Annotated in this window: 15 protein-coding genes; 3 read left to right on the top strand and 12 right to left on the bottom strand. The window is 35.9% G+C overall.

The features are described 5' to 3' along the window. Position 1 precedes the first annotated feature (1 nt). The 3 genes from NQ163_RS01860 to NQ163_RS01850 all read right to left on the bottom strand — a co-directional run bounded on the left by NQ163_RS01860 (position 2) and on the right by NQ163_RS01850 (position 2,569). Positions 2-1,096, bottom strand: coding sequence for a Nif3-like dinuclear metal center hexameric protein (locus tag NQ163_RS01860; protein ID WP_268188612.1), 1,095 nt, complete (start codon positions 1,094-1,096; stop codon positions 2-4). A 19-nt stretch (positions 1,097-1,115) separates the two neighbouring features. Further along, entirely contained in the window at positions 1,116-1,451 is a 336-nt protein-coding gene (locus NQ163_RS01855; RefSeq protein ID WP_268188611.1) for a MerR family transcriptional regulator, read from the bottom strand. A gap of 149 nt (positions 1,452-1,600) precedes the next feature. After that, positions 1,601-2,569, bottom strand: a complete 969-nt coding sequence (locus NQ163_RS01850) for a M23 family metallopeptidase (RefSeq protein ID WP_268188610.1) — start codon at positions 2,567-2,569, stop codon at positions 1,601-1,603. Between the two features lie 131 nt (positions 2,570-2,700). On the opposite strand from NQ163_RS01850, the gene alaS reads away from it, so the two are divergent. Both alaS and NQ163_RS01840 read left to right on the top strand, forming a co-directional pair. After that, a complete protein-coding gene (gene alaS, locus NQ163_RS01845) occupies positions 2,701-5,334 on the top strand; it encodes an alanine--tRNA ligase (protein ID WP_268188609.1) in 2,634 nt (877 codons plus the stop codon). Between the two features lie 249 nt (positions 5,335-5,583). Beyond that, the gene (locus NQ163_RS01840; RefSeq protein WP_268188608.1) at positions 5,584-5,934 is read left to right on the top strand and encodes a DUF5684 domain-containing protein; all 351 of its coding nucleotides are present in this window, start codon (positions 5,584-5,586) and stop codon (positions 5,932-5,934) included. A gap of 158 nt (positions 5,935-6,092) precedes the next feature. Here the strand turns inward: NQ163_RS01840 and ccsA (NQ163_RS01835) are convergent, their stop codons facing one another. The 5 genes from ccsA (NQ163_RS01835) to NQ163_RS01815 form a co-directional block, all read right to left on the bottom strand. Beyond that, on the bottom strand, positions 6,093-6,878 hold the full coding sequence (gene ccsA, locus NQ163_RS01835) for a cytochrome c biogenesis protein CcsA (RefSeq protein ID WP_268188607.1): 786 nt from the start codon (positions 6,876-6,878) through the stop codon (positions 6,093-6,095). A 35-nt stretch (positions 6,879-6,913) separates the two neighbouring features. After that, on the bottom strand, positions 6,914-8,155 hold the full coding sequence (locus tag NQ163_RS01830; protein WP_268188606.1) for a cytochrome c biogenesis protein ResB: 1,242 nt from the start codon (positions 8,153-8,155) through the stop codon (positions 6,914-6,916). A gap of 186 nt (positions 8,156-8,341) precedes the next feature. Next, a complete protein-coding gene (gene nrfA, locus NQ163_RS01825) occupies positions 8,342-9,853 on the bottom strand; it encodes an ammonia-forming cytochrome c nitrite reductase (RefSeq protein ID WP_268188605.1) in 1,512 nt (503 codons plus the stop codon). A gap of 19 nt (positions 9,854-9,872) precedes the next feature. Beyond that, entirely contained in the window at positions 9,873-10,472 is a 600-nt protein-coding gene (gene nrfH / locus NQ163_RS01820; protein ID WP_110361422.1) for a cytochrome c nitrite reductase small subunit, read from the bottom strand. Positions 10,473-10,502: 30 nt separating this feature from the next. After that, positions 10,503-11,780: an alginate export family protein gene (locus NQ163_RS01815; protein WP_268188604.1), complete on the bottom strand. Its 1,278-nt coding sequence runs from the start codon at positions 11,778-11,780 to the stop codon at positions 10,503-10,505. Between the two features lie 495 nt (positions 11,781-12,275). Between NQ163_RS01815 and ccsA (NQ163_RS01810) the strand changes: the two genes are divergently transcribed. Further along, positions 12,276-15,341: a cytochrome c biogenesis protein gene (gene ccsA, locus NQ163_RS01810; protein ID WP_268188603.1), complete on the top strand. Its 3,066-nt coding sequence runs from the start codon at positions 12,276-12,278 to the stop codon at positions 15,339-15,341. Between the two features lie 71 nt (positions 15,342-15,412). Here the strand turns inward: ccsA (NQ163_RS01810) and NQ163_RS01805 are convergent, their stop codons facing one another. The 4 genes from NQ163_RS01805 to NQ163_RS01790 form a co-directional block, all read right to left on the bottom strand. Next, positions 15,413-16,246, bottom strand: coding sequence for an FKBP-type peptidyl-prolyl cis-trans isomerase (locus NQ163_RS01805; RefSeq protein WP_268188602.1), 834 nt, complete (start codon positions 16,244-16,246; stop codon positions 15,413-15,415). Between the two features lie 163 nt (positions 16,247-16,409). Then, positions 16,410-17,231, bottom strand: a complete 822-nt coding sequence (locus NQ163_RS01800; RefSeq protein WP_268188601.1) for a DUF4412 domain-containing protein — start codon at positions 17,229-17,231, stop codon at positions 16,410-16,412. Positions 17,232-17,671: 440 nt separating this feature from the next. Beyond that, the gene (locus NQ163_RS01795) at positions 17,672-18,127 is read right to left on the bottom strand and encodes a hypothetical protein (RefSeq protein WP_268188600.1); all 456 of its coding nucleotides are present in this window, start codon (positions 18,125-18,127) and stop codon (positions 17,672-17,674) included. 1,009 nt (positions 18,128-19,136) lie between these two features. Further along, a complete protein-coding gene (locus NQ163_RS01790) occupies positions 19,137-21,557 on the bottom strand; it encodes a PAS domain-containing protein (RefSeq protein WP_268188599.1) in 2,421 nt (806 codons plus the stop codon). Positions 21,558-21,575: the final 18 nt, after the last annotated feature.

Raw genomic sequence — 21,575 nt, 5'->3', positions numbered from 1 at the left:
TTTACAAATAATTTATTGGATTCGAATTTATCTCAGAAATATGAACCGCAAAGTTAGGTAATTTTTTTGTAACTATCTCATAAAAAATATCTCGAGTAAACTGTTCACTTTCATAATGTCCAATATCGGCAATTATTAATTTGTTCTCAGCATCAAAAAACTCGTGATATTTAAAGTCTCCGGTAACAAATATATCGGCTTTAGCCGATATGGCATTTCTCAATAAAAAACTTCCGCTTCCACCGCAAACAGCTACTTTTTTAATCTTTTCCTTATGAATATTGGTATGTTTTATACAACCACAACCGAATATTTCTTTAATTCTTTTCAAAAAATCAATCGTGTTTTCTTCACTTTCCAACTCTCCGATCATTCCTAATCCTACATGTGGATTGTTATTGTCTAAAGAGTAAATATCATAGGCAACCTCTTCATAAGGATGAGCATTTAGCATTGCTCCCACTACTTTTCCTTTTAAATGTTTTGGAAAAATGGTTTCCACCCTCACTTCTTTCTCAAAATGTAGCTTCCCTTTTTCTCCTACAAACGGATTGGTTTCTTCTCCTCCACGAAAAGTTCCTTCTCCTTCCACATTAAAACTGCACGAATCGTAATTCCCAATGCTTCCACCTCCAGCACTAAAAAGAGCTTCTCTTACCTTTTGCGCATGATCATTAGGAACAAAAGTTACTAATTTCTTAAGATCACCACCAATTGGAGACAAGACCTTCTTGTTTTGCAAGCCTATTAAATCACAAATTCTTTCACTAACTCCACCACGAACCGAATCGATATTGGTATGTGCTGCATAAATGGCAATGTTATTCTTAATGGCCATCATTACAGTTCGTTCAACATAGTTCGACCCGTTAAATCGTTTTAAGCCCTTAAATACAATCGGATGATGAGCTACAATTAAATTCGCTCCTTTTTGAATTGCTTCTTCAACAACACTTTCAATTACATCAAGACAGATTAAAATGCCACTAACCTCTTGATTGTATTCTCCAACAATAAGTCCTGCATTATCATACGATTCCTGGTACGATAATGGCGCAACCTCTTCTATAGACGAAATAATATCCCGTACTTTCAATTCTAATAAGTTTTAATGATTATAGTGCATCTTTGATTTCCAACAACAGATCTTTGATCTCTTGCAAACGAGACACAACAGTAAAATTATTCTCTGTATCTTCTTTGTTCTCTTTGAGTTTTTGCTTGGCTCCTTTAAGAGTCATTCCTCGTTCTTTTACCAAATGGAAAATCAAATGAAAATTTTCAATATCGCCCTGAGTGAAAAAACGATTCCCTTTCTTATTTTTCTTTGGCTTAATAACATCAAATTCCTTTTCCCAATATCTGATTAAGGAGGTATTTACCTTAAACATATCAGCAACTTCACCAATTGAATAATAAAGCTTTTCTATTTTCTTCTCTTTGTAAGGCACGTCGATTAATTTTAAATCTTACCCCTTCTTTTAATAAGGGCAAAGCTAAGTACATGGGAATAAATTATTAACTAAAGTAATAAATAAAATGGCACGGAATAAATTTTTCCGTGCCACTTTTTATGTTCTCATTATTTTTGTCGGTAGAATTAATCCATTGTTTGACCAGTGTTTTCAGCATATGCAACCATTTGGTCGTATTCCTCTGCTGTAATGTCATTAAAATAGTAGTTAATCGGATTTAATGTCTTTCGTCCCTTTCTTACTTCATAATGCAAGTGAGGTCCTGTTGAAATACCTGTATTTCCAAGTTCTCCTATAATTTCTCCACGCTTTACCTTTTGTCCTCTTCTTACCCTGTAACTATCCAAGTGAGCATAAATGGTTGTATAGCCATAACCATGATCAATCACGATTTTCTTACCATATCCTCTCTCTTTCCTAACTGTTTTTACAACTCCATCACCAGTTGCATAAATTGGTGTTCCAATTTTTCCTGTAAAGTCCATTCCATCATGAAACTTACGAGTTTTATAAATTGGATGAATTCTCCAGCCATAACCTGCAGAAATACGTCCAAAATCCTTTATTGCAAGTGGCATAATTGCAGGAATTGCAGAAAGCATTTTAAACTTGTTCTTTACCATTTCTTCAACATCATCGTATGATTTGGTTTGTACATACAATGATTTTGCAACCTGATCTAACTTTTTAGTAGTTGAAATTACAAGCTCAGCATTGTCCATACTCTCTAAATGCTTGTAACGATTTACTCCTCCAAATCCCGCTTTACGGATGTTTGAATGAATCGGTTCTGCTTCAAAAATAACACGGTAAATATTATCATCTCTTTGCTCCAAATCACTCAGAACGGTTTGAACCTGTTGAAGTTTTGTATTTAATAAACTGTATTGATTTATTAATCTCTGATTTTCTCTTTCCAACGATCTTTCCTTGGGTGAACCGAAGAAATAGAACAATACTACAACCATAAAAATAGCTAGTACTGAACTGGAAGCCATATGCTTAAGAACATTGGCTAAGCGTGTCTTAAAATTAATTTCTACCTTTTCGTAGCTAACAGACTCAGGGTTAAACTGATACTTTGTTTTCGCCATCTAATACTTTTAGGTTAATTTTTGCAGAAAAAGTCTAATTTTTTGCTCATTTAAGTCAACAAAATTAAGGAATTAATCTAACTTTGCAAGCTAAGTAACGAAATCTCATCTATTTAAAACATAATAGACTCATGAATTCTAGCGAAATCAGAAAAGCATTTTTGGATTTTTTTAATTCAAAGCAACATAAAATCGTTTCATCGGCACCGATGGTAATTAAAGATGATCCTACATTGATGTTTACCAATGCAGGTATGAATCAGTTTAAGGATATTTTTCTTGGTAACTCACCAGTAAAATATAACAGAATTGCCAACTCTCAGAAATGTCTTCGTGTTTCAGGAAAACACAACGACCTTGAAGAAGTAGGTCACGATACCTATCACCACACCATGTTCGAGATGTTGGGTAACTGGTCGTTTGGTGATTACTTTAAAAAAGAAGCCATTGATTGGGCATGGGAACTTTTAACTGAAGTTTATAAACTGCCAACAGATCGTTTATATGCCTCTGTATTTGAAGGTAGTGCTGACGATAAGTTAGATCGTGATGATGAAGCTGCAGGATATTGGATGAAATACCTTCCGGAAGATCATATTATCAATGGCAATAAAAAAGATAACTTCTGGGAAATGGGTGATCAAGGTCCATGTGGTCCTTGTTCTGAAATTCATATCGACTTAAGAAGTGATCAAGAGAGAAAAATTACTTCAGGTAGAGATCTTGTAAATATGGATCACCCTCAAGTAATTGAGATCTGGAACCTTGTATTTATGCAATTCAACCGTAAAGCTGATGGTTCATTAGAGCCTCTTCCACATCAGCATGTTGATACAGGAATGGGTTTTGAACGTTTGTGTATGGCAATGCAAGGAAAAACTTCGAATTACGATACTGATGTTTTCCAACCAATCATTCAGACCATTGCTAAAATGGGTGGTAAGGTGTATGGTAATGATGAAGAAATTGACATTGCACTTCGTGTTATTGCTGACCATATCAGAACCATTGCTTTTGCTATTACCGACGGACAGTTGCCATCGAACAACAAAGCTGGATATGTAATTCGCCGTATTCTTCGTAGAGCAGTTCGTTACGGATATACCTTCCTAGGATTCAAAGATCCTTTCATGTATCGTTTGATTCCAGTATTGATTGAAGTAATGGGACAACACTTCCCTGAGTTGGTAAAACAGCAGACCTTAATTGAAAAAGTAGTTAAGGAAGAAGAAAACTCATTCTTGAGAACACTTGAGAATGGAATTAAATTGTTAGATCAAATTATAGAAAAAACAAAAGCTGACGACTTTAAGGTTGTTCCTGGTAAGTTGGCTTTTGAATTATATGATACTTACGGATTCCCATTGGATTTGACCGAATTGATTTTGAAAGAACAAGATTTGGTTGTGAATCGCAAGGAATTCAACACTGAAATGGAAGCTCAGAAAAACAGATCTCGCTCTGCAACTTCTGTTGATACTGGCGATTGGGTTGAGCTTTTAAAAGATGATGTTGAGGAATTTGTTGGTTACGATTACCTAAGCACAGATGTAAGAATTACTCGCTACAGAAAAATCACTAGCAAAGGAAAAGATTCTTACCAAATGGTATTCAACATCACTCCATTCTATGGCGAAAGTGGTGGGCAGGTTGGAGATACTGGTTACATTGAAGCAAATGGTCAGAAAATTTCCATCATCGATACCAAGAAAGAACATGGTTTGATTGTTCACTTTGCAAAAGAATTGCCTACCGATCCAACTGCAACCTTTAAAGCAGTTGTAAGTACTAGCAAAAGAAATCTTACTGCAAACAACCACACTGCAACTCACTTAATGCACCATGCATTGCGTGAAATTTTAGGCGATCACGTTGAGCAGAAAGGTTCTTTGGTAAATCCTGATCACTTGCGTTTCGACTTCTCACACTTCCAAAAAGTAACTGATGAAGAGATTGCTAAAGTTGAAGCTATTGTAAACAAGAAGATCAGGGAAAATATTGCTATTGAAATCAAAAACCACATCCCAATGGCTGAAGCTGTAAATATGGGAGCAATGGCTTTATTTGGTGAAAAATATGGCGATTTGGTTCGTGTAGTAAAATTCAACGATTCTGTTGAACTATGTGGTGGTACCCACGTTGAAGCAACAGGTCAGATAGGCTTATTCAAGATTATTTCAGAAGGAGCTATCTCAGCAGGTGTTAGAAGAATTGAAGCAATTACTGCTGACAAAGCTGAGCAATACATCAATGACAAATTGAATACGCTGCGAAATATTGAAAAAATATTTAAATCGAGCCAAAACCTACTTAAAAACATCGAAGACCTGATGTCTGAAAATTCAGGCTTGAAAAAGGATTTGGATGGTTTTATGAAAGATCGCTTAAAGGTGATGAAGAATGATCTTAAGGCTAACATATCTGTAACCAAAGATGTAAATTTCATTACTGAGCCATTAACTGTTGGAAGTGCTGCTGATTTAAAAGACATCGCTTTCCAATTAAAAGGTGAAGTTGATAATTTGGTATTCATCACTGGTGCCGATTTGGGTGGTAAAGCAAACTTAACCATCATGTTCTCTGATAACCTTGTGAAAGAATATGACTTGCATGCAGGAAATATTGTTCGCGAAGCTGCCAAAGAAATCAAAGGTGGTGGTGGTGGACAACCATTCTTTGCATCGGCTGGTGGTAAAGATCCTAAAGGATTACAGCAAGCCATTGAAGCTGCCAAGAAAATGGTACTTCACAAAATTGAAGGATAGTAAAAGCTTCAAATCGCAAGCTACAAGCATAAAAAACGCCGGTTCTTTTGAATCGGCGTTTTTGTTTACTATTATAAATCGCTAAACATCAATAAATACAACACTTCTTCTAAAAATAACTACAAAATAAACAAGCATAATAATTTAATTTGTTAATTTCGCGCCTGCAAATTTCTAATGGAGTCCAGAAACCATAAACGGGGCGCATCCGAAAAGCCATACGAGTAGGAGAATAATAGGATTAAAATAATGACAATAGGATTACTTTTTTATTTGGGATTGATAGTATTAATGATTGTTTCGGCATGGAAAACCTATGAAAAGGCAAACCAACCTGGTTGGGCCTGCATTATTCCAATTTACAGTACAATAGTATGGCTAAGAATCATCGGAAAACCTTGGTGGTGGTTATTACTATTGATTTTTGTTCCAATTGTTAATATTATAATTGCCATTAGAATGATTCATCTTTTGTCTAAAAGCTTTGGGAAAGGTACAGGATTTACCTTTGGGTTGATTTTCCTACCATTTATTTTCTATCCAATTCTAGGCTTAGGAGATGCAACCTACCAAGGTCCTGCAGGTATTAAACAAGAATAAACAATCTATTTATAATACAAAACGCCAGTTCTTTCGAACTGGCATTTTTATATATAGTACAATCTCTTATACAATTTTACTTTCATACTCATCATTGTGGCAGTCTCACATTAGTACCTATGGTTGTTCCTCAAACCAATGACCGCTAATAATTTACTTTAAGGTTGCATGCTATAGGTATGTACGCTAAACTGAGCCGATGGCAAATAGTTAACACCAAACCAGCACACAAGAAGTATTACAAATGCCAGTGCTAAAAGCCACAAAGCAGAAACATACTTTCCTGGTTTCTGATATCTACGATGGATGTATACCAAATATCCCATCCAGGTTATGAATGCCCAGGTTTCTTTCGGATCCCAGGTCCAATAATGTCCCCAGGCTTCTTTGGCCCACAAAGCTCCAAACAAAAGACCAAAAGTTAAGAATGCAAAGCCCAGGTAAACCAAATTATCTGCTATTTGCATGTATTTGGCTTCGAATTTTTCTCTCCTTACTTGGTACAATCCATAAATTGCAACCAATGTTGATGCTGCTAAAAATGCATAGGAAATGATGTACACAACTACATGTGGAACAAACCAGGGACTTTGTAAAGCTGGCATTAATGTCTTCGAGAAATTCTCGGGATGCAAGTAATTAATAAACAAAAACAGAAGCGACATAAACAGGCAATAGTAAAGCATCCAAAGGTATCGCCAACGGAAGTAAGTAATCAATCCAATTATCGAAATAAACAAAGAATACCACAATCGTGTTTCTCCTAAAGTTCTTAGAGGAGGTCGCTCCAAACTGCTCCATAAAAAAGCGATATAAACAGCCATACTAAGAATTCCTGTTAGCACCAATAAATTCCTGATAATATCTTTTTTAGGAATTAATGCCGATAATATCCAACTTGCAGAACTTACACCTGCTGCAATTAAAAAATAGTTCCAAATCATCTTATTCAGTTTACAGTAAACAGTTATCAGTAATATTACTGCTCACTGTTAATTCTTACTTTATTTCCTCTCCAAAACATGTAAATGGCTCCGATCATCATCATGAAAATACCGATATACACATAAATCTGCCACGGATCTTTTACTACTTCTACTATACTAAGACTTGAGTATTTCCCCATTTTCTCGTCGTAGCTCAATTGGTAAATTTTCCATCCATTTACACTTTGTGGTTTGTTTACTTCAAGAATTTGATCTTCCTTCTTGCCATCAGGAGTATATATGGTAACCTCAGATGAAAACTTCTTTGGTTCCGGTACTGTCATCAACAATGAATAATTATCATTCAATTTAAGAGATTCATGTGGTCGATTAAAACTGCCACAAGAAATCCAACCAGTAAGAATTTCTGCCGAATTTGTACTGACGCTAACTTTAGCTGCTGGAGCAGCACCAAAATCATGTAATGGATGGTATTTTTCTCCTGCCCTACCCGATAAAGGCAAAAACTCATCCACTGTAACCGACCAATCATGCAGTTGAGCAGTCAAATCTTTCTCAACCATGATCATAGATGGTTTGGTAGGTTCATAAAGTTTCCCAGTTTCATTTTCAACAACTGCCAACTTTGGATTAAATTCGTCGATAATAAAATCGTTCAGTTTAATAGCAAGTGGCAATTCGTAATAATTCCCATTATCGTCATACGCTTTCCATTCGGTTTTATTCTCATGTAAATCCATTTTTAAGCGCATTAAATCTCCAGAACCTAAACCTGCTGCAAAAATCGTAATCCATAAACCCAAATGACTACACACAAAACCCCAGTTCTTCCATTTAAATGGAAAACTTTTTCGAATAATAACGAATGCCAATATTACCAGTAAGTAAAAGTTGATAAATAAAAACGACCAGGAAGTGGTAAGCTGATTTAAGCTCAATTTTGTTATCAGGTTTTTGTCTTGCATTGGCACCTGAGGAGTAACTCCCATAATAATAACCAAAAGCGTTAACACACTTATTGCACCAATAGATGCTGGTATTCCTGAAAGAAACAAGTATAGTTTTGATTTCTTTATTAATCGATAAAACACCAGGAGTAGCGTTAAAAAAACTCCTCCTAAAATTAAATTCATAGGATACCTGATGGATGTTCCTGAATTAGATTGTATGGTAAATTCCAATAGGAATCCAATTAGCAATAATCCGAATGCAATTAAAAAACTTTCAGCATATCCCCACGGGTTTTGCCATAGTGGTTTAGTGGTCTTACTCATATCTCAATATTTAAACAAGATTCGTTAAGATCGTAACAATTTTTAGAATTTCGTATCAATTTATAGAACAAATAAGCCCTAAAGTGCTTATATAGAATCGACATTTCCCATCTGGGTAAATATTATTCTAAAAAATATGCCGCCCATGAAGGACGGCATAGAACCTATTACTTTAACTGTAAATCATTACATTTTTACCTGATAAGTGGCTTCGCGTTCTTTCGCTTTCTTATCCCACTCAGGAACCAAGTTCTTCTTGAATGTTTCTTTCTCTTTATTCAATTTATCCATTGGTAAACCAATAAACTCCTGAGCTTTCGCCTTAGTAGTAATATCCGGATAAGGAACTTCACCTGTAAATCCATACTTGTGGAATACTCTAACCAATGCAATACGAGCTTCTTGAACACGCTCTACACCAGTTGTAATAATACGACCTGTTTCAGTTGGAGCATGGAATGAACCACCATGAGAAGCAGCTGCATAATCCCAACGCCATTGTGCGTGACGAATTCCCATTAATATAGGCTTCATTTCTTCTTCTGTTGCACCTAAATCCCATGCTTTCTTAGCTTCCACGTGAGCACGTACCAACAATTCTTCCAGTTTGTCTCTATTGTGAATAATCTGATCCTGACGAGTGTAAACATTCTGAATCAACTTATCAGTTTCTTCACGGTGACAAACCTGACATGAGTTAGCAACATTGTTCAAAGGCGATTGGATATGGTGATCGGTAAATTTCTGTCCACCTTCTGATTTATATGGCATGTGACAGTCAGCACAAGAAACACCACGATCAGCGTGGATACCTTTCAAGTACACTTCGTATCCTGGATGCTGAGCTTTCAACATTGGAGCTTTACTCAATGCGTGAGTCCAATCTTTAAATTCCATTTCATCGTAGTACTCTTCCATTTCTTCAACGCCCATTCCTTTATCCCATGGTAATTGAACAAATGCAGATCCTTTAACACGATTCTTGTTAAAGTAATACTCAACGTGACACTGAGCACATACCAAAGAACGCATTTCCTGGTGAGTAGCATCATTGATATCCTTACCCATACGTTCGAATGCTTCGATCAAATAAGGACGAGAAATTCTTAAATTCATAGTCTCTGAATCATGACAGTCTGCACAACCAATTGGGTTAACCACTTCATGTCCTTTCGAAGACCATTTTCCTGCGTAATATTCAGCAACTCCTATTTCATTCATCAAACGAGGTACATCCGGAGATTTACAAGTCCAACAAGTAGATGGCATAGGACCTGTTTTATCATCAACAGGACCACCTGTTCTTAATGTATTTCTTAAATCTTCTACAGCATAGTAGTGACCGCGACCTTGATTATAGTCTTTTGCAAAACCATAACCAGCCCAAAGAACAACTAAACGAGGATCAACCTCTAACATATCAATCATAGCACCACCATTATACTTACTGCGAAAAGTAGTATCAGCTGTGTTATAATATGATTCAAATTCTCTTGGGAAATTTTCACCCCAAACTTCATTTCTTGGTTCCCACTGACCGTGCTCAACTTGAGGAGTATAGGCATAAACAGATTCTGCCCTTCTTTCCATGATAGATGAAGCTAACAATCCAAGTAGGAATACAACAACCAAAGTTACCAGGAAGATCAACCATCCCAACATTGGTTTTTTGCCTACAGATTCTTGTATTGGTTTCATAGTATATTTAGTTTAAGTTTTATTCGTTTTCTAATTCAGTTTCTTTCATGTATTCTTTTAACCAGTCAGGCACCGGACTTTCAGGAAGCGGAACTCGGGCGTTTGGAACACTAGATAAACTGTTCACTCTTCCATGCGGTACTTCTCGGTGACATTCCCAACAAACTCTATCCTGAGTATTGTGGGCATGGTTTGGCACTTTAGCTGCCAGTTTCGGATCAGTCAGTTGTTGACTGTGACAACGGACGCAGTTGTTGTGAACTACTTCCTTACCCTCATCAAGTATAAAAATTACCTCTGGTTCCATTCTCAACGCGAACATACTTGCATGGCGCAAACCGTCTTTGGCTTTAAAAAAATACTTATTAAAGACGTTATTGTGAGGAACGTGGCAATCGTTACACGTGGCAACTTCGCGATGCGAGCTATGGTTCCAGGTAGCATACTGTGGAGCCATAACATGACAATTTACGCAAGTCTCGGGTGAGTCGGACAAGTAAGATGCTGCTTTAGAAAGGTAAAGCACATAGCAACCTAGCCCAAAGAATATCCCAAGCAACACATAAACCGGAAGCTTCCATTTTGGAGGTGGTGTTAAAAATTTTAATAATCTTACCATTAGCACTAGTTTTAATGTATGGAGTTTTCTTTATTTTTTCAAGAAATTTGGCTTAAATACAAGCATTACCCATCCCCAGTTTTGAGTTTCATCTTTGTCACCACCTTTCAAAGCTTCCATCGAATCCGATGCAAACATGTGTGAGTAACCAGCTTTAACCAAAACACTCTTTGAGTACTTGTACGCTACAGATAAATCAAGCTCAGTTCCTAAGTATTTATCTTGCTTTTCAGTACCTAAATAAAGATCAGCAGCGGTTGAGAACACGTGAATTGCAGTAGCAAATGACCATTGTCCCTTTGAATGATTCAGTCCGCCATAAATATCAGTCAAACCAACATTGCCAGTATGGTTACCAACATAGAAGTAATCCATATGACCATTAAATTTGTGATTTGTACCAAATAACGGAGTAAATGATTTATAATCTTCATCCAACCTAGTTTTTGATGTTGCATCATAGTCAGTACCTGAAAGCATTTCAATGCCAACATTACCTTTCCAGTTGTCAGCCACAGGAAACTTCATTCCTAAGTTGAACATGTAAGCACTAATATCATTATCCGTAGGGAACTTCCCAGTCTGTGCATATAATGACCCTGTCAAAGCGATTTTACCCGGACGATAGTTCATATGTGTCCCAAATGTCTGAACACTATTATCTTCAAAGTCTACATCATCACCATCAAACCCTGTAATTTCACGACCAACATTCATAAATAGTAAGCTGAAATCAAACTGTTCACTCTTTCTATTATACCAGGCAAATTCCATATGCTTATAGGTTCCAATGTAAGGTACCCTAACAGTAGTTTCACCTACATTGTTAACAGCAAAACCAACATGAAACTTCCCCTTCTCATCAGTTTTGAATTTAAATAAGGCCAAATCATGGCTCCTTGCCTGCTGAGCCCAACCTACATTACCCAGAATACGGGAATCGTCGTACACCAATTCCTGGCGACCAACCTTCAACGAGAAGTTTTTGTTAAAGATCAACTCACCCCATGCTTCATGTAGCATCAACTGGTTCTTGTCTGACAAATTTAATTGAGCAACATCACCCCAGACACGTACATCCTGAACAGAAAGTCCTACTCTGAATTTCTCCTGAGTATATCCTAAATTTAAACGTGTACGCTGCGAAGTAAAAAAAGCAGCTTCATCAGGAGAGTTAAACAGAGACTTTAAACCATGACGATATTCCGTACGTGGTCTGATTTCTCCGGTAAAAGTAAGCTGAGCCATTACTATAGATGGCACCAGTCCTAGAAAAAGGACTAGAAATAGGCGAAATAATTTTTTCATAGTTCGGTTAGATTTTAAATTAAAAATCTCTTATTCAATTCAATAATTAAGTGATATTGATACAATACTAATTGAATTATTAATTCATTTCAAGATTAATGGATTATTTAAATTTATTATATTTAAATTTTAATACCTTTTTATCCTTTTCTACTATTGACTTTCAGATGATTTTGATACGAAAAACAAAACACTTTCGCATCTTAATTTATTTTTAATCTAAATAAGATTACTGTTTACACACCACATATTTAATATGTAATACAAAAAAGCACATCATTGCTTAATAAATAACCTATTCTCCTCAATAATATCTAACAAGCAATAAGTTACACCTTTATATTGACATAAAAACATATATTTTTCATTAAATCTACCGATATGCATCGATTTTTAATTTATAAAGAAAAGCGTATCTTGAAATCCAATTTACATACACTAATATTCTAAACTAACCAGTAGTACTAGCGTACTTCATAAAATATATTGAATCAGATGAAGAAACTTTTGAATTTTCTATTCTCTATGCAGATGATGGGAGTGCTCATTATCCTGTTTGCATTTTCGATTGGAACAGCAACATTCATAGAAAATGATTTTGGAACTCCCGCAGCTCGAGCAATGGTTTACGACGCTCGCTGGTTCGAGCTTTTACTTTTGTTGCTTACACTTAATTTGATCGCCAATATTTTTACCTACAAGTTATACAAGCGAGAAAAATGGTCTATTTTCATTTTCCATGCTTCTTTTGTTGTAATAATTGTTGGTTCTGCATTTACTCGCTATGTAGGGTACGAAGGAAACATGCACATTCGAGAAGGTCAATCTACCAACCAAATTACCACAATGGACGCTTACATTGATGTGAAATTGGAAAAAAATGGGAAAACATCTGATGTAAGTAAGAAATTCACTCTTTCTTCGGTCAAGTCAGATGACTTTAATGAGAGCCTTTCTGTTGATGATAGTGAAGTTGATATCCAGTTAAAAACATTTATACCAAATGCTCAAACTACACTAGTTCAAGATATGAGTGGTGCTCCTGTTATAGAAATGGTTGCTGTTGGCACTGCTGGAATGAATGGAATGCAAAATTTTACTTTGGAGTACAACTCACATAAAATGGTTGAAAACAACCTATTGGCTTTTGGAAGCAATCCTCATCCAAATGCAATTGTATTTGACTACACGGATAGTTTACGAATGATGAGCCCGATGCCATTAAAGGAGTTGAGTATGATGGGTGGCGACGCCATTCCAATGGCAGCCAAACAATGGCATGTTGTTTCACCTCGTAAACTGTACGATATAGGAGGCACCAAACTCGTAATTAAAAACTTCTATCCTGCAGCCAAATTCAAATATGTCCAAGGACAAGATAAGAATGCCCCTACTCTATTGGTATTCGATATTAAAAATGGAAATTATCAGAAAGAACTAATTGTAAAAGGCCAAAAAGATTATACAGGCAAAGCAGAAATAACTTCCATTGGAGATGTGAACATTTCCATAGCCTATGGTTCAAAAATTATGGAATTGCCATTCTCCTTAAAACTGAATGATTTCCAATTGGAAAGATATCCTGGTTCTAACAGTCCTTCTTCTTTTGCTAGTGAAGTTACTCTTATCGACGAAACAAAAGGCATTAAAAAAGATTACAGAATTTATATGAACAACATACTAAATCATGAAGGCTACAGATTCTTCCAGGCTTCTTATGATACCGATGAGTTGGGCACTGTACTTTCGGTAAATCATGACCGTTTGGGAATGACAATTACTTACTTTGGTTACTTTCTGCTAATGCTGGGAATGGCCTGGTCATTGGTTAATCCTTACAGCAGATTCAAAATTTTAGGTCGTAAATTACGAAAAGTAAAAGTGATGGCCATTTTAGCTTTTGCTTTAGGTGGAAGCAGTTTAAGTGCAAGTGCACAAGACCTAAATGTGGTTCCATTGGAGCAAGCTAGGAATTTTGGCGAAGTCATGATTCAGGATAATGGCGGAAGATTTGAACCTGTAAACACTCTTGCCAGCGAAGTGATTCGAAAAGTAACCAAAAAAGGAAAGTTTAAAGGTTATCCTGCCGAACAGATCTTCCTAAGTATGATTGTGAATCCACAAGAGTGGCAAACAGTTCAGATGATTAAGGTTGGAAATTCAGAATTGGCCAGAGAAATTGGCATTAATGGCAAATATGGTGCTTTCAAAGATTTTGTAAACGAAATGGGCCAATACAAGCTAAGCAAAAAGGTTCAGGATGCTTACTCGAAAAAACCTGCTCATCGTTCCTCTTACGACAAAGAGATTATGGCGGTAGACGAACGCATAAACATTACCTATATGGTGTTTACGGGTGAGTTTTTGAAAATTTTCCCGGACCCTAAGGATAAAATGGGTGCATGGTACAACCCAACTTCAATGGTTAAGGCACCTACCGAAGACTCTTTGTTCATTAAAAAATCGGTAGTTCTGATGAGTCAGGCTTTAAATTCGGGAAATACCAAAACAGCCGACACCTATATTGATGGCATTAAAAAATTTCAGAAAAAGTTCGGAAGTGAAGTTTTGCCATCGGAATCGAAACAAAAAGTGGAAATCCTATACAACAACGTCAATATCTTTAAGCGTTTGTTCCCTTACTATTTATTGATTGGATTCTTCCTGATTATCTTCCTGGTTACGCATATTCTACGTCCTAATTTTCCAATAAAATGGGTAGTAGGAATCGCTATGGTAATTTTAGGAGTTGGATTTTTATTGCACACAGCAGGCTTAGCTGCTCGTTGGTACATTGCCGGGCGCGCACCTTGGAGCAATGGCTTCGAGACCATGACTTTTATTGCCTGGGGATGTTTGCTGGCTGGATTCATATTTGCTAAAAAATCGAAGTTGGCTTTGGCTGCAACCGCAGTTTTGGCTGGCTTGTTCTTATTTGTAGCTCATTTAAGTTGGATGAATCCGGAAGTAACCAACCTGGTTCCTGTATTGAAATCTTATTGGCTGACCATTCATGTTGCCATTATTACATCGAGTTATGCATTTTTGGCTTTGGCTACCATATTGGGCATGATCAACCTAACACTATATATTCTTCAGAATAACAAAAACAAAGATGTTATTGCTGAAAATGTTGTTGATTTGAGTCGCATTAGCGAAATGACCATGACCATTGGATTGTATTTCCTTACCATTGGCACCTTCCTTGGCGGAGTGTGGGCCAACGAATCGTGGGGTCGATACTGGGGATGGGATCCAAAAGAAACTTGGGCACTGGTTAGCATCTTGGTATATAGCTTTGTATTGCACATGCGTTTTATTCCTGGATTAAAATCGGTTTACTCTTTTAATTTGGCATCGATATGGTCCTACTCAGCTATCCTGATGACTTACTTTGGAGTTAACTATTATCTTGCCGGATTACACTCCTACGCAAAAGGAGATCCGGTGCCAATACCAAGCTGGGTATACTATTCGGTAGCAATACTATTTGCCCTTAGTTTAATTGCATACTTTAATTACAAGAAATACAATTACGAGCCCGAAACAGAAGAGGCTTAAAAAAACAAAAGAGGTTGTCTCCTAAAAGGGACAGCCTCTTTCTCGATATTATCTTATTAAAGCAATTAAGCTTAATTTACTTTTAATAGTTCAATTTCAAAAATCAATACCGAACCGCCAGGTATACCACTGTAATTGTAACTGCCATATGCCAGGTGTGCAGGAATAATCAACTTACCCTTTCCACCTTCTTTAAATAGCGGAATCCCTTCCTTCCAACCATCAATCACTTCGCTTAATTTTATATCAACGCCTACCGAACCACTTTCACCGAATTTCGTTCCATTTAAAAAAGTGCCTTTGTATACAATTGTTACTATCGATTCAATTGTTGGTTGCGCTCCAGTTCCAGGCTCATCCACGGTATAGTATAGACCTGATTCTGTTTTTGTAGCATCCAATCCTTCCTTTTCGATATAAGTCTGAATGTCTGCATCGTTTTTCTCAGCAATCATTTCAGGTGAATATACCTCTACTTCGAAAATAAGAACCGATCCTGCCAATATGTTGCCATGGTCCTTACTGCCATAACCCAAATGTGCAGGGATTAATAAAGTAGCCTTACCTCCTTCGTTAAGATAAGACAAGCCTTCAGCAAATCCTCGAATTACATTTTGAAGATTGAACGAAGCCAAGTCATCGCCTGTTGTATCAAACACTTCTCCGTTTGTAGTATAACCTTTGTAAGTTAAAGTTACATCCGAAATCATGCTAATATTTTTACCTGCACCCTCATCTTCAATTACGTAATACAATCCCGATTCCGATCGCATTGCATTCAAATTGTTTTCTATTAGATAAGCGGCAATCTCCGCATCGTTTTCTTCTCTGTAGTCTTTCTCTCCGTCGCTCGAACATGAGATTGCCACAAATGCCAATACCAAGGCCAGTAAATTGTACTTCATTTTTGTTGATTTTGTGTTAGAACGACAAATATAATGAAATACAGCACTTACAAAATAAAAAAGCTCTTTTGAGCCATTAATACCAATAACTAATAAGGCTTAATTAAAAATGGTATAAATGCCCCCAAGAGCTAATCAATTGTAAATTTCCTCCTTGTCGATTTTACTCTTCCATATTCTGAAAAATATGCTCCAGACTCATCTCCTTGCAATCTGTTGGTGGCTCAAAAGTAGATGCAGGAAGGTTTTTCTCTGTCAATTCCACCACCTCATCAACAGATTTATAATCATCCTGAAAATAAACCGTTTTTAGAGGAATTCCCTTATCTTCAAGCTTCCAATATTGCTCGCTATCTTCATAATCGCTCGAGCTCATTCCCATACTCATACTTTCGGCCAATTCTCTGAATATTTCAGGATTCCAGTCCTTCTTCGAAATCATATTTTCTGCCAACCAAACCTCTTCCATCTTCTTTCCATCCGATTTTACAATGTATTTTCTGGCCGATCTTTTTACAATGGTCATTACTTCGCCAGTTCGCACAACTTCTACCACTGGCGGCTTTGTTTTAGCACCTTGCATTTTATTAAGCATCGGATTATTCTTTCCCATTTGCTCCATCATAGCACGTTGTTCGGGGGTAAGGTTTTTCATTGCCTCTTCCATTTGAGCAGAATACTGATCCATTGCCTTGCCAAAAAACTCTTTCATTCTGTTCTTGAAATCGTCCAGATTTCCTTTCCAGTAAGTATTCTCCTGCACATTTACAAAGGTAAGATCTCGTGTATTTCCATTCAGAATGAAAATGTGAACCTCATCAACCATTTTAAATACATTGTTCTGCAAATACATCTCGTTCCAACTACTCTCATAATCACTGGTGGTTTTCGACTTAATAATCCATCCTGCCGATAATGGCTGATAACAAACAATCACAAACAATGCGGTAAACAACAAGGCTACCAGCAAATTTTTACGTTTCATTTTTTTCGTTTTTCAAGTTTTAAAGTTATTAGTATTATATGCTTCATTCGAAAATCAATACGTCGATAAAGCCAAAGAGAGGTTGTGTTTTGGGAATATACCAACACACTATTTTCATAGTAAAAATGGCATGAGATTAAAATTAAGGAATATGTAGATGCAAATCAAGAAAAGGACAGTCGGCTTTTGGGAAGATTCAATTCTGACAGGTCTTTTTGTAGAATGTGATTAAATCTTATTTCGAAGGAATTATTAATCCTTTGGCTCTATGAATTCTGATTATAAATCAGAACTAGCATTGAAGAATAAAACCACACGAAAGGATTCGTGCGGCAGCAAGAGGAAATCTGGCAGGTCGATAAATATTTTCTTTACAGCAAGAGTTTACAACCTCACGAAAGAATGCATGTGGCTGCGAGTGGTCATACTCTAATTACACTTTAATTAATTCTAATGGATTTATATCGACCTTTTATTTGTACAATAAATTCGTCATAGCAATTTGCTTTTATAATTCTCCGAAGTGAAAAATGATACTTCTTACTTCCGACATACATTCTCATTACTTTCGAATTCCTTAATGAAATCAATACTGTATAAATTCCTAAAACAAATGGAAACAATGGTATTAGAAGTCGCTCCAGATAAATAACATGAGTATTTTCATCACCATAAATATTCAGTATTTTAAGCAAATCATAAGCAACAAAAGTCAATAACATTACTCCTATAAACAATACCCAAGCCCAATTATTAAGATCTTTTCCCTTTGCAATGATAATCGAATCAACATCCTCTAAATCTATAGTTTTATAGTTATATCTATTACGTAATAAATGAATTGATTTATCGGACAAACCAAATTTCTCTGCTTCGAATAAGTATTGTTCTTCCATCTATAAATTTTTCTCTTGTTCAAAATTTATTATTTATACCATCTACTTACAGACACTTTCACACTCACCAAACCTACAAAATTATAATCACTTATTCGATTATTATTTTTATTCATAAATCAAATATTTTGATTCAAAACATTTATTCATCTCTTATTATTAACATCTAAATAAAATAACCAACAATAGGAGGAGCAAATATAGCATTGAAAGTGTAGCAATAAAGATGTTGTCAACACTTTTTACATTGAAAGACTTTTAACGGTCATAATGGTACAAATACAAATAAATAAAGTGAAGCAATTGCCATTTTTTGTACAGATACATACATTTCTTCTTTTGCCATTCACCTATTTGTACAAATAGAAGTGTTGAAAGAAAATAAATAGGCGTTTTTTGTGCAGGTATGGCAACTTATTCAATTACTAATCTTGCCTTTATCATCAACGGAGACTTTTCAAATCCTTTAAAATCCTCATTTGTACAAACATATCTTATCCATGTGTTCCAATAGCTGTATTTGTAGCTAAATAGCTATTATATCATTTGCAAAATGTGTTTTTCAATAAATAAAAAGCTGGAGGTATTTTATTTACAGTTTTACTATAGAAAGATCTTAGCAATCAGGTTTAGATCATTACCATTTGTTTTGGTATCACCTCATCATTTATTTAACCTTACAAATAATATAAAACCAAATAAATTAATTGATATTTTTTTATTCAAACGTTATAAATTATCCAAGTTATATTATCAAACAAATCATAAATCATTTTTTTAACTTTTGGTTATTGTTTAGTTTTATTTTATAACTTAGCGCCATAATTAAATTTAAAGAAAAGTAAGAAAATATAGTATCTTATATTGGCAAGCCTAAGTAAGATTATAAAGAAGCTACAATACCCCAATAGTAGTGGTTAAATAACAATTAACACACATGAGCAAACCTTCGGGTTTGCTCTCTTTTTTTAGCAGAAATTAGGATTTTCAGCTACACAATTAGCTTTTCTTAGTTTCGCCCATTACCAAAATACTTATTCAACAAGGAAACTAATGTATTTTTACTAATGGGTTTGGCAAGATAATCGTTGCATCCCGAATCAATGGCTTTTTCCCTATCACCTGGTAAACTATAGGCTGTTTGAGCAATAATCACCACATCTTTATTAAACTTTCTGATATTTCTGGTAGCCTCGTAGCCATTAAGTTTGGGCATTCTCATATCCATTAATATCAAATCAACGCCTGATTGTTTTTGGCAAGCTTCAACTACTTCTACTCCCGTTTTTACTTTTCGGATTTTACTACTGTATTTTTCCATAAAATTTGTGAGCAAGGCACTCGAAACAGCATCATCTTCTGCAATTATAACATTCAATTCCAATTCCAACAATTCATTATAATCTTCACCATCCTTACCTGATTTTTTCAACTTTTCTTCTTCCGATAATATTTGATATGGAATGGTAAAATAAAAGGTAGAACCAAACCCCTCTTCGCTATCAAGCCAAATCTTACCTCCAAGCATATCTATATACGATTTGGTAATGGATAAGCCCAAACCAACTCCTTGCCTATCGATTTCCTCAATATTTTCAGCTTGAACAAAACGATCAAAAATTGCTCCCATACGGTGCTTTGGAACCCCATGCCCTGTGTCTCTTACAAAAAACTCCAGCTCCTTATCTTTCTTCAAGTACCCAAATTCAATAATGCCCTTTTTGGTACATTTAATTGCATTTTTAACCAGGTTTGTTAAAATGGCAAATAGCTTTTCTCGATCGGTCGTAACCAGTGCTTCTTCCCAAGGCAATCCATTATGAAACTGTAGCTTTAATCCCTTCTCCTCCACTTCGCGCCTAAAGAAAGTGTAAATATATTCTACTTGTTCATTTACATTCGAATCACTCAATTCCAATTCCATCGATCCCAATTCTATTTTAGAAATATCGATAATATCATTAATGATATTTAGCATTCGCGTACCACTTTTCCCAATAATATCGATGTATTTCTCTTTCTTTACATTTTTTATCTGGGGAGTTTTAAGCAATTCTGCAAAGCCTAAAATACCGTTCATTGGTGTTCGTATTTCATGACTCATATTGGCCAAAAAGGCCGATTTTAATCGATCACTCTCTTCCGCCTTATTTTTGGCTCTTATTAATTCTGCTTCTGTTCTTTTCCTGTCAGAAATATCTGAAACCGATCCTGCCATACGCACTGGTTTACCATTCTCATCTCGCACCGATTCCCCACGAGCAAACAACCAAACATACTCACCGTTCTTTTTCTTCATCCGAAACTCCACCTCGTAAGCCTCATTCTTTTCAAAATGATTGGTAAGTACTTCCAACACCTTTCCCGAATCTTCGGGATGCATCCACTTGATCCAGTTCGAAATTCTAGCATCAACTTCACCAGGTTTGTATCCCAGCATTTCATACATTCTATCCGACCACCAATACAAATCGCTATTCAAATCATTCCAATCCCAAATGGCATCATTAGATCCTTTTACTGCCAAAGCAAAACGTTCCTCACTACATCTCAATTTTTTTAATGATACTTTCTCTTTTGTGATATCACTGGAATTGCACAGAACAAATTTTGTCTCGTCTTCCGTACTATGAATGGGAATGTATGTTGTCTCCGAATAGTATGGAGAATTATTAAGAACAATCTTTTCGGTATATGATATTTTCTTGTCGGTATCGATTACTTTCTCATAGTTGTTCAATGTGTAATTACAAATCTTTTCATCAAGACCAAGAATATCAAGAACCAGATCTTTTAAATCCTTACTTACAATATCTTGCTCTGATAAATGAAATCCAAATTGATTCAATTTTGTTAGGAAAGATTTGTTTACCGCTACAACTTTAAACTTCCCATGACATACATATTCCGATAAAACTTGAATATCCTGAGTATGATTGAACACTGCAGACAAATAATTTTTGCTGTCTTTTAATTTTGCTTTGGCTTTGTTTCGTTCCGTTACATCAACATGTGTACCTACAATTCTAATCGCCTCTCGCCGATTATTAAAAACGGCTTCGGCTCGCGAAAGAATATCTACCCAATGTCCATCCTTGTGCTTCATTTTAAATTCGATAACAAAGCGATCAATTTCTTTTGCAATCAATTTCTTTTGCAACTGCCAACATTTCTCAACATCTTCAGGAACTGTCAATTTTTCCCAAACGGAAAAATCATTGGGAAGCTCAAAGTCTTCATATCCCAACATTTTTTTCCAACCGGGAGAATAATAAATCGAGTTGGTTTTAAGATCCCAGTCAAACAACCCGTCATTAGAGGCTTTCATCGCGAGTTGAAATCGCTCTTCACTCTCCTCTAACCTCTTATATGCATCTATTAATTTAGGGTCTTGTATTCTTAGTCGCTTTTTATCAGCTTTTGCAAACATGTCCTTAAGTATAGTGCC

This window comes from Marinifilum sp. D737 (assembly GCF_026672275.1).
In the GTDB taxonomy this organism is placed as follows: Bacteria; Bacteroidota; Bacteroidia; order Bacteroidales; family Marinifilaceae; genus Marinifilum.
This window is presented reverse-complemented; position numbering and strand designations above follow the sequence as displayed.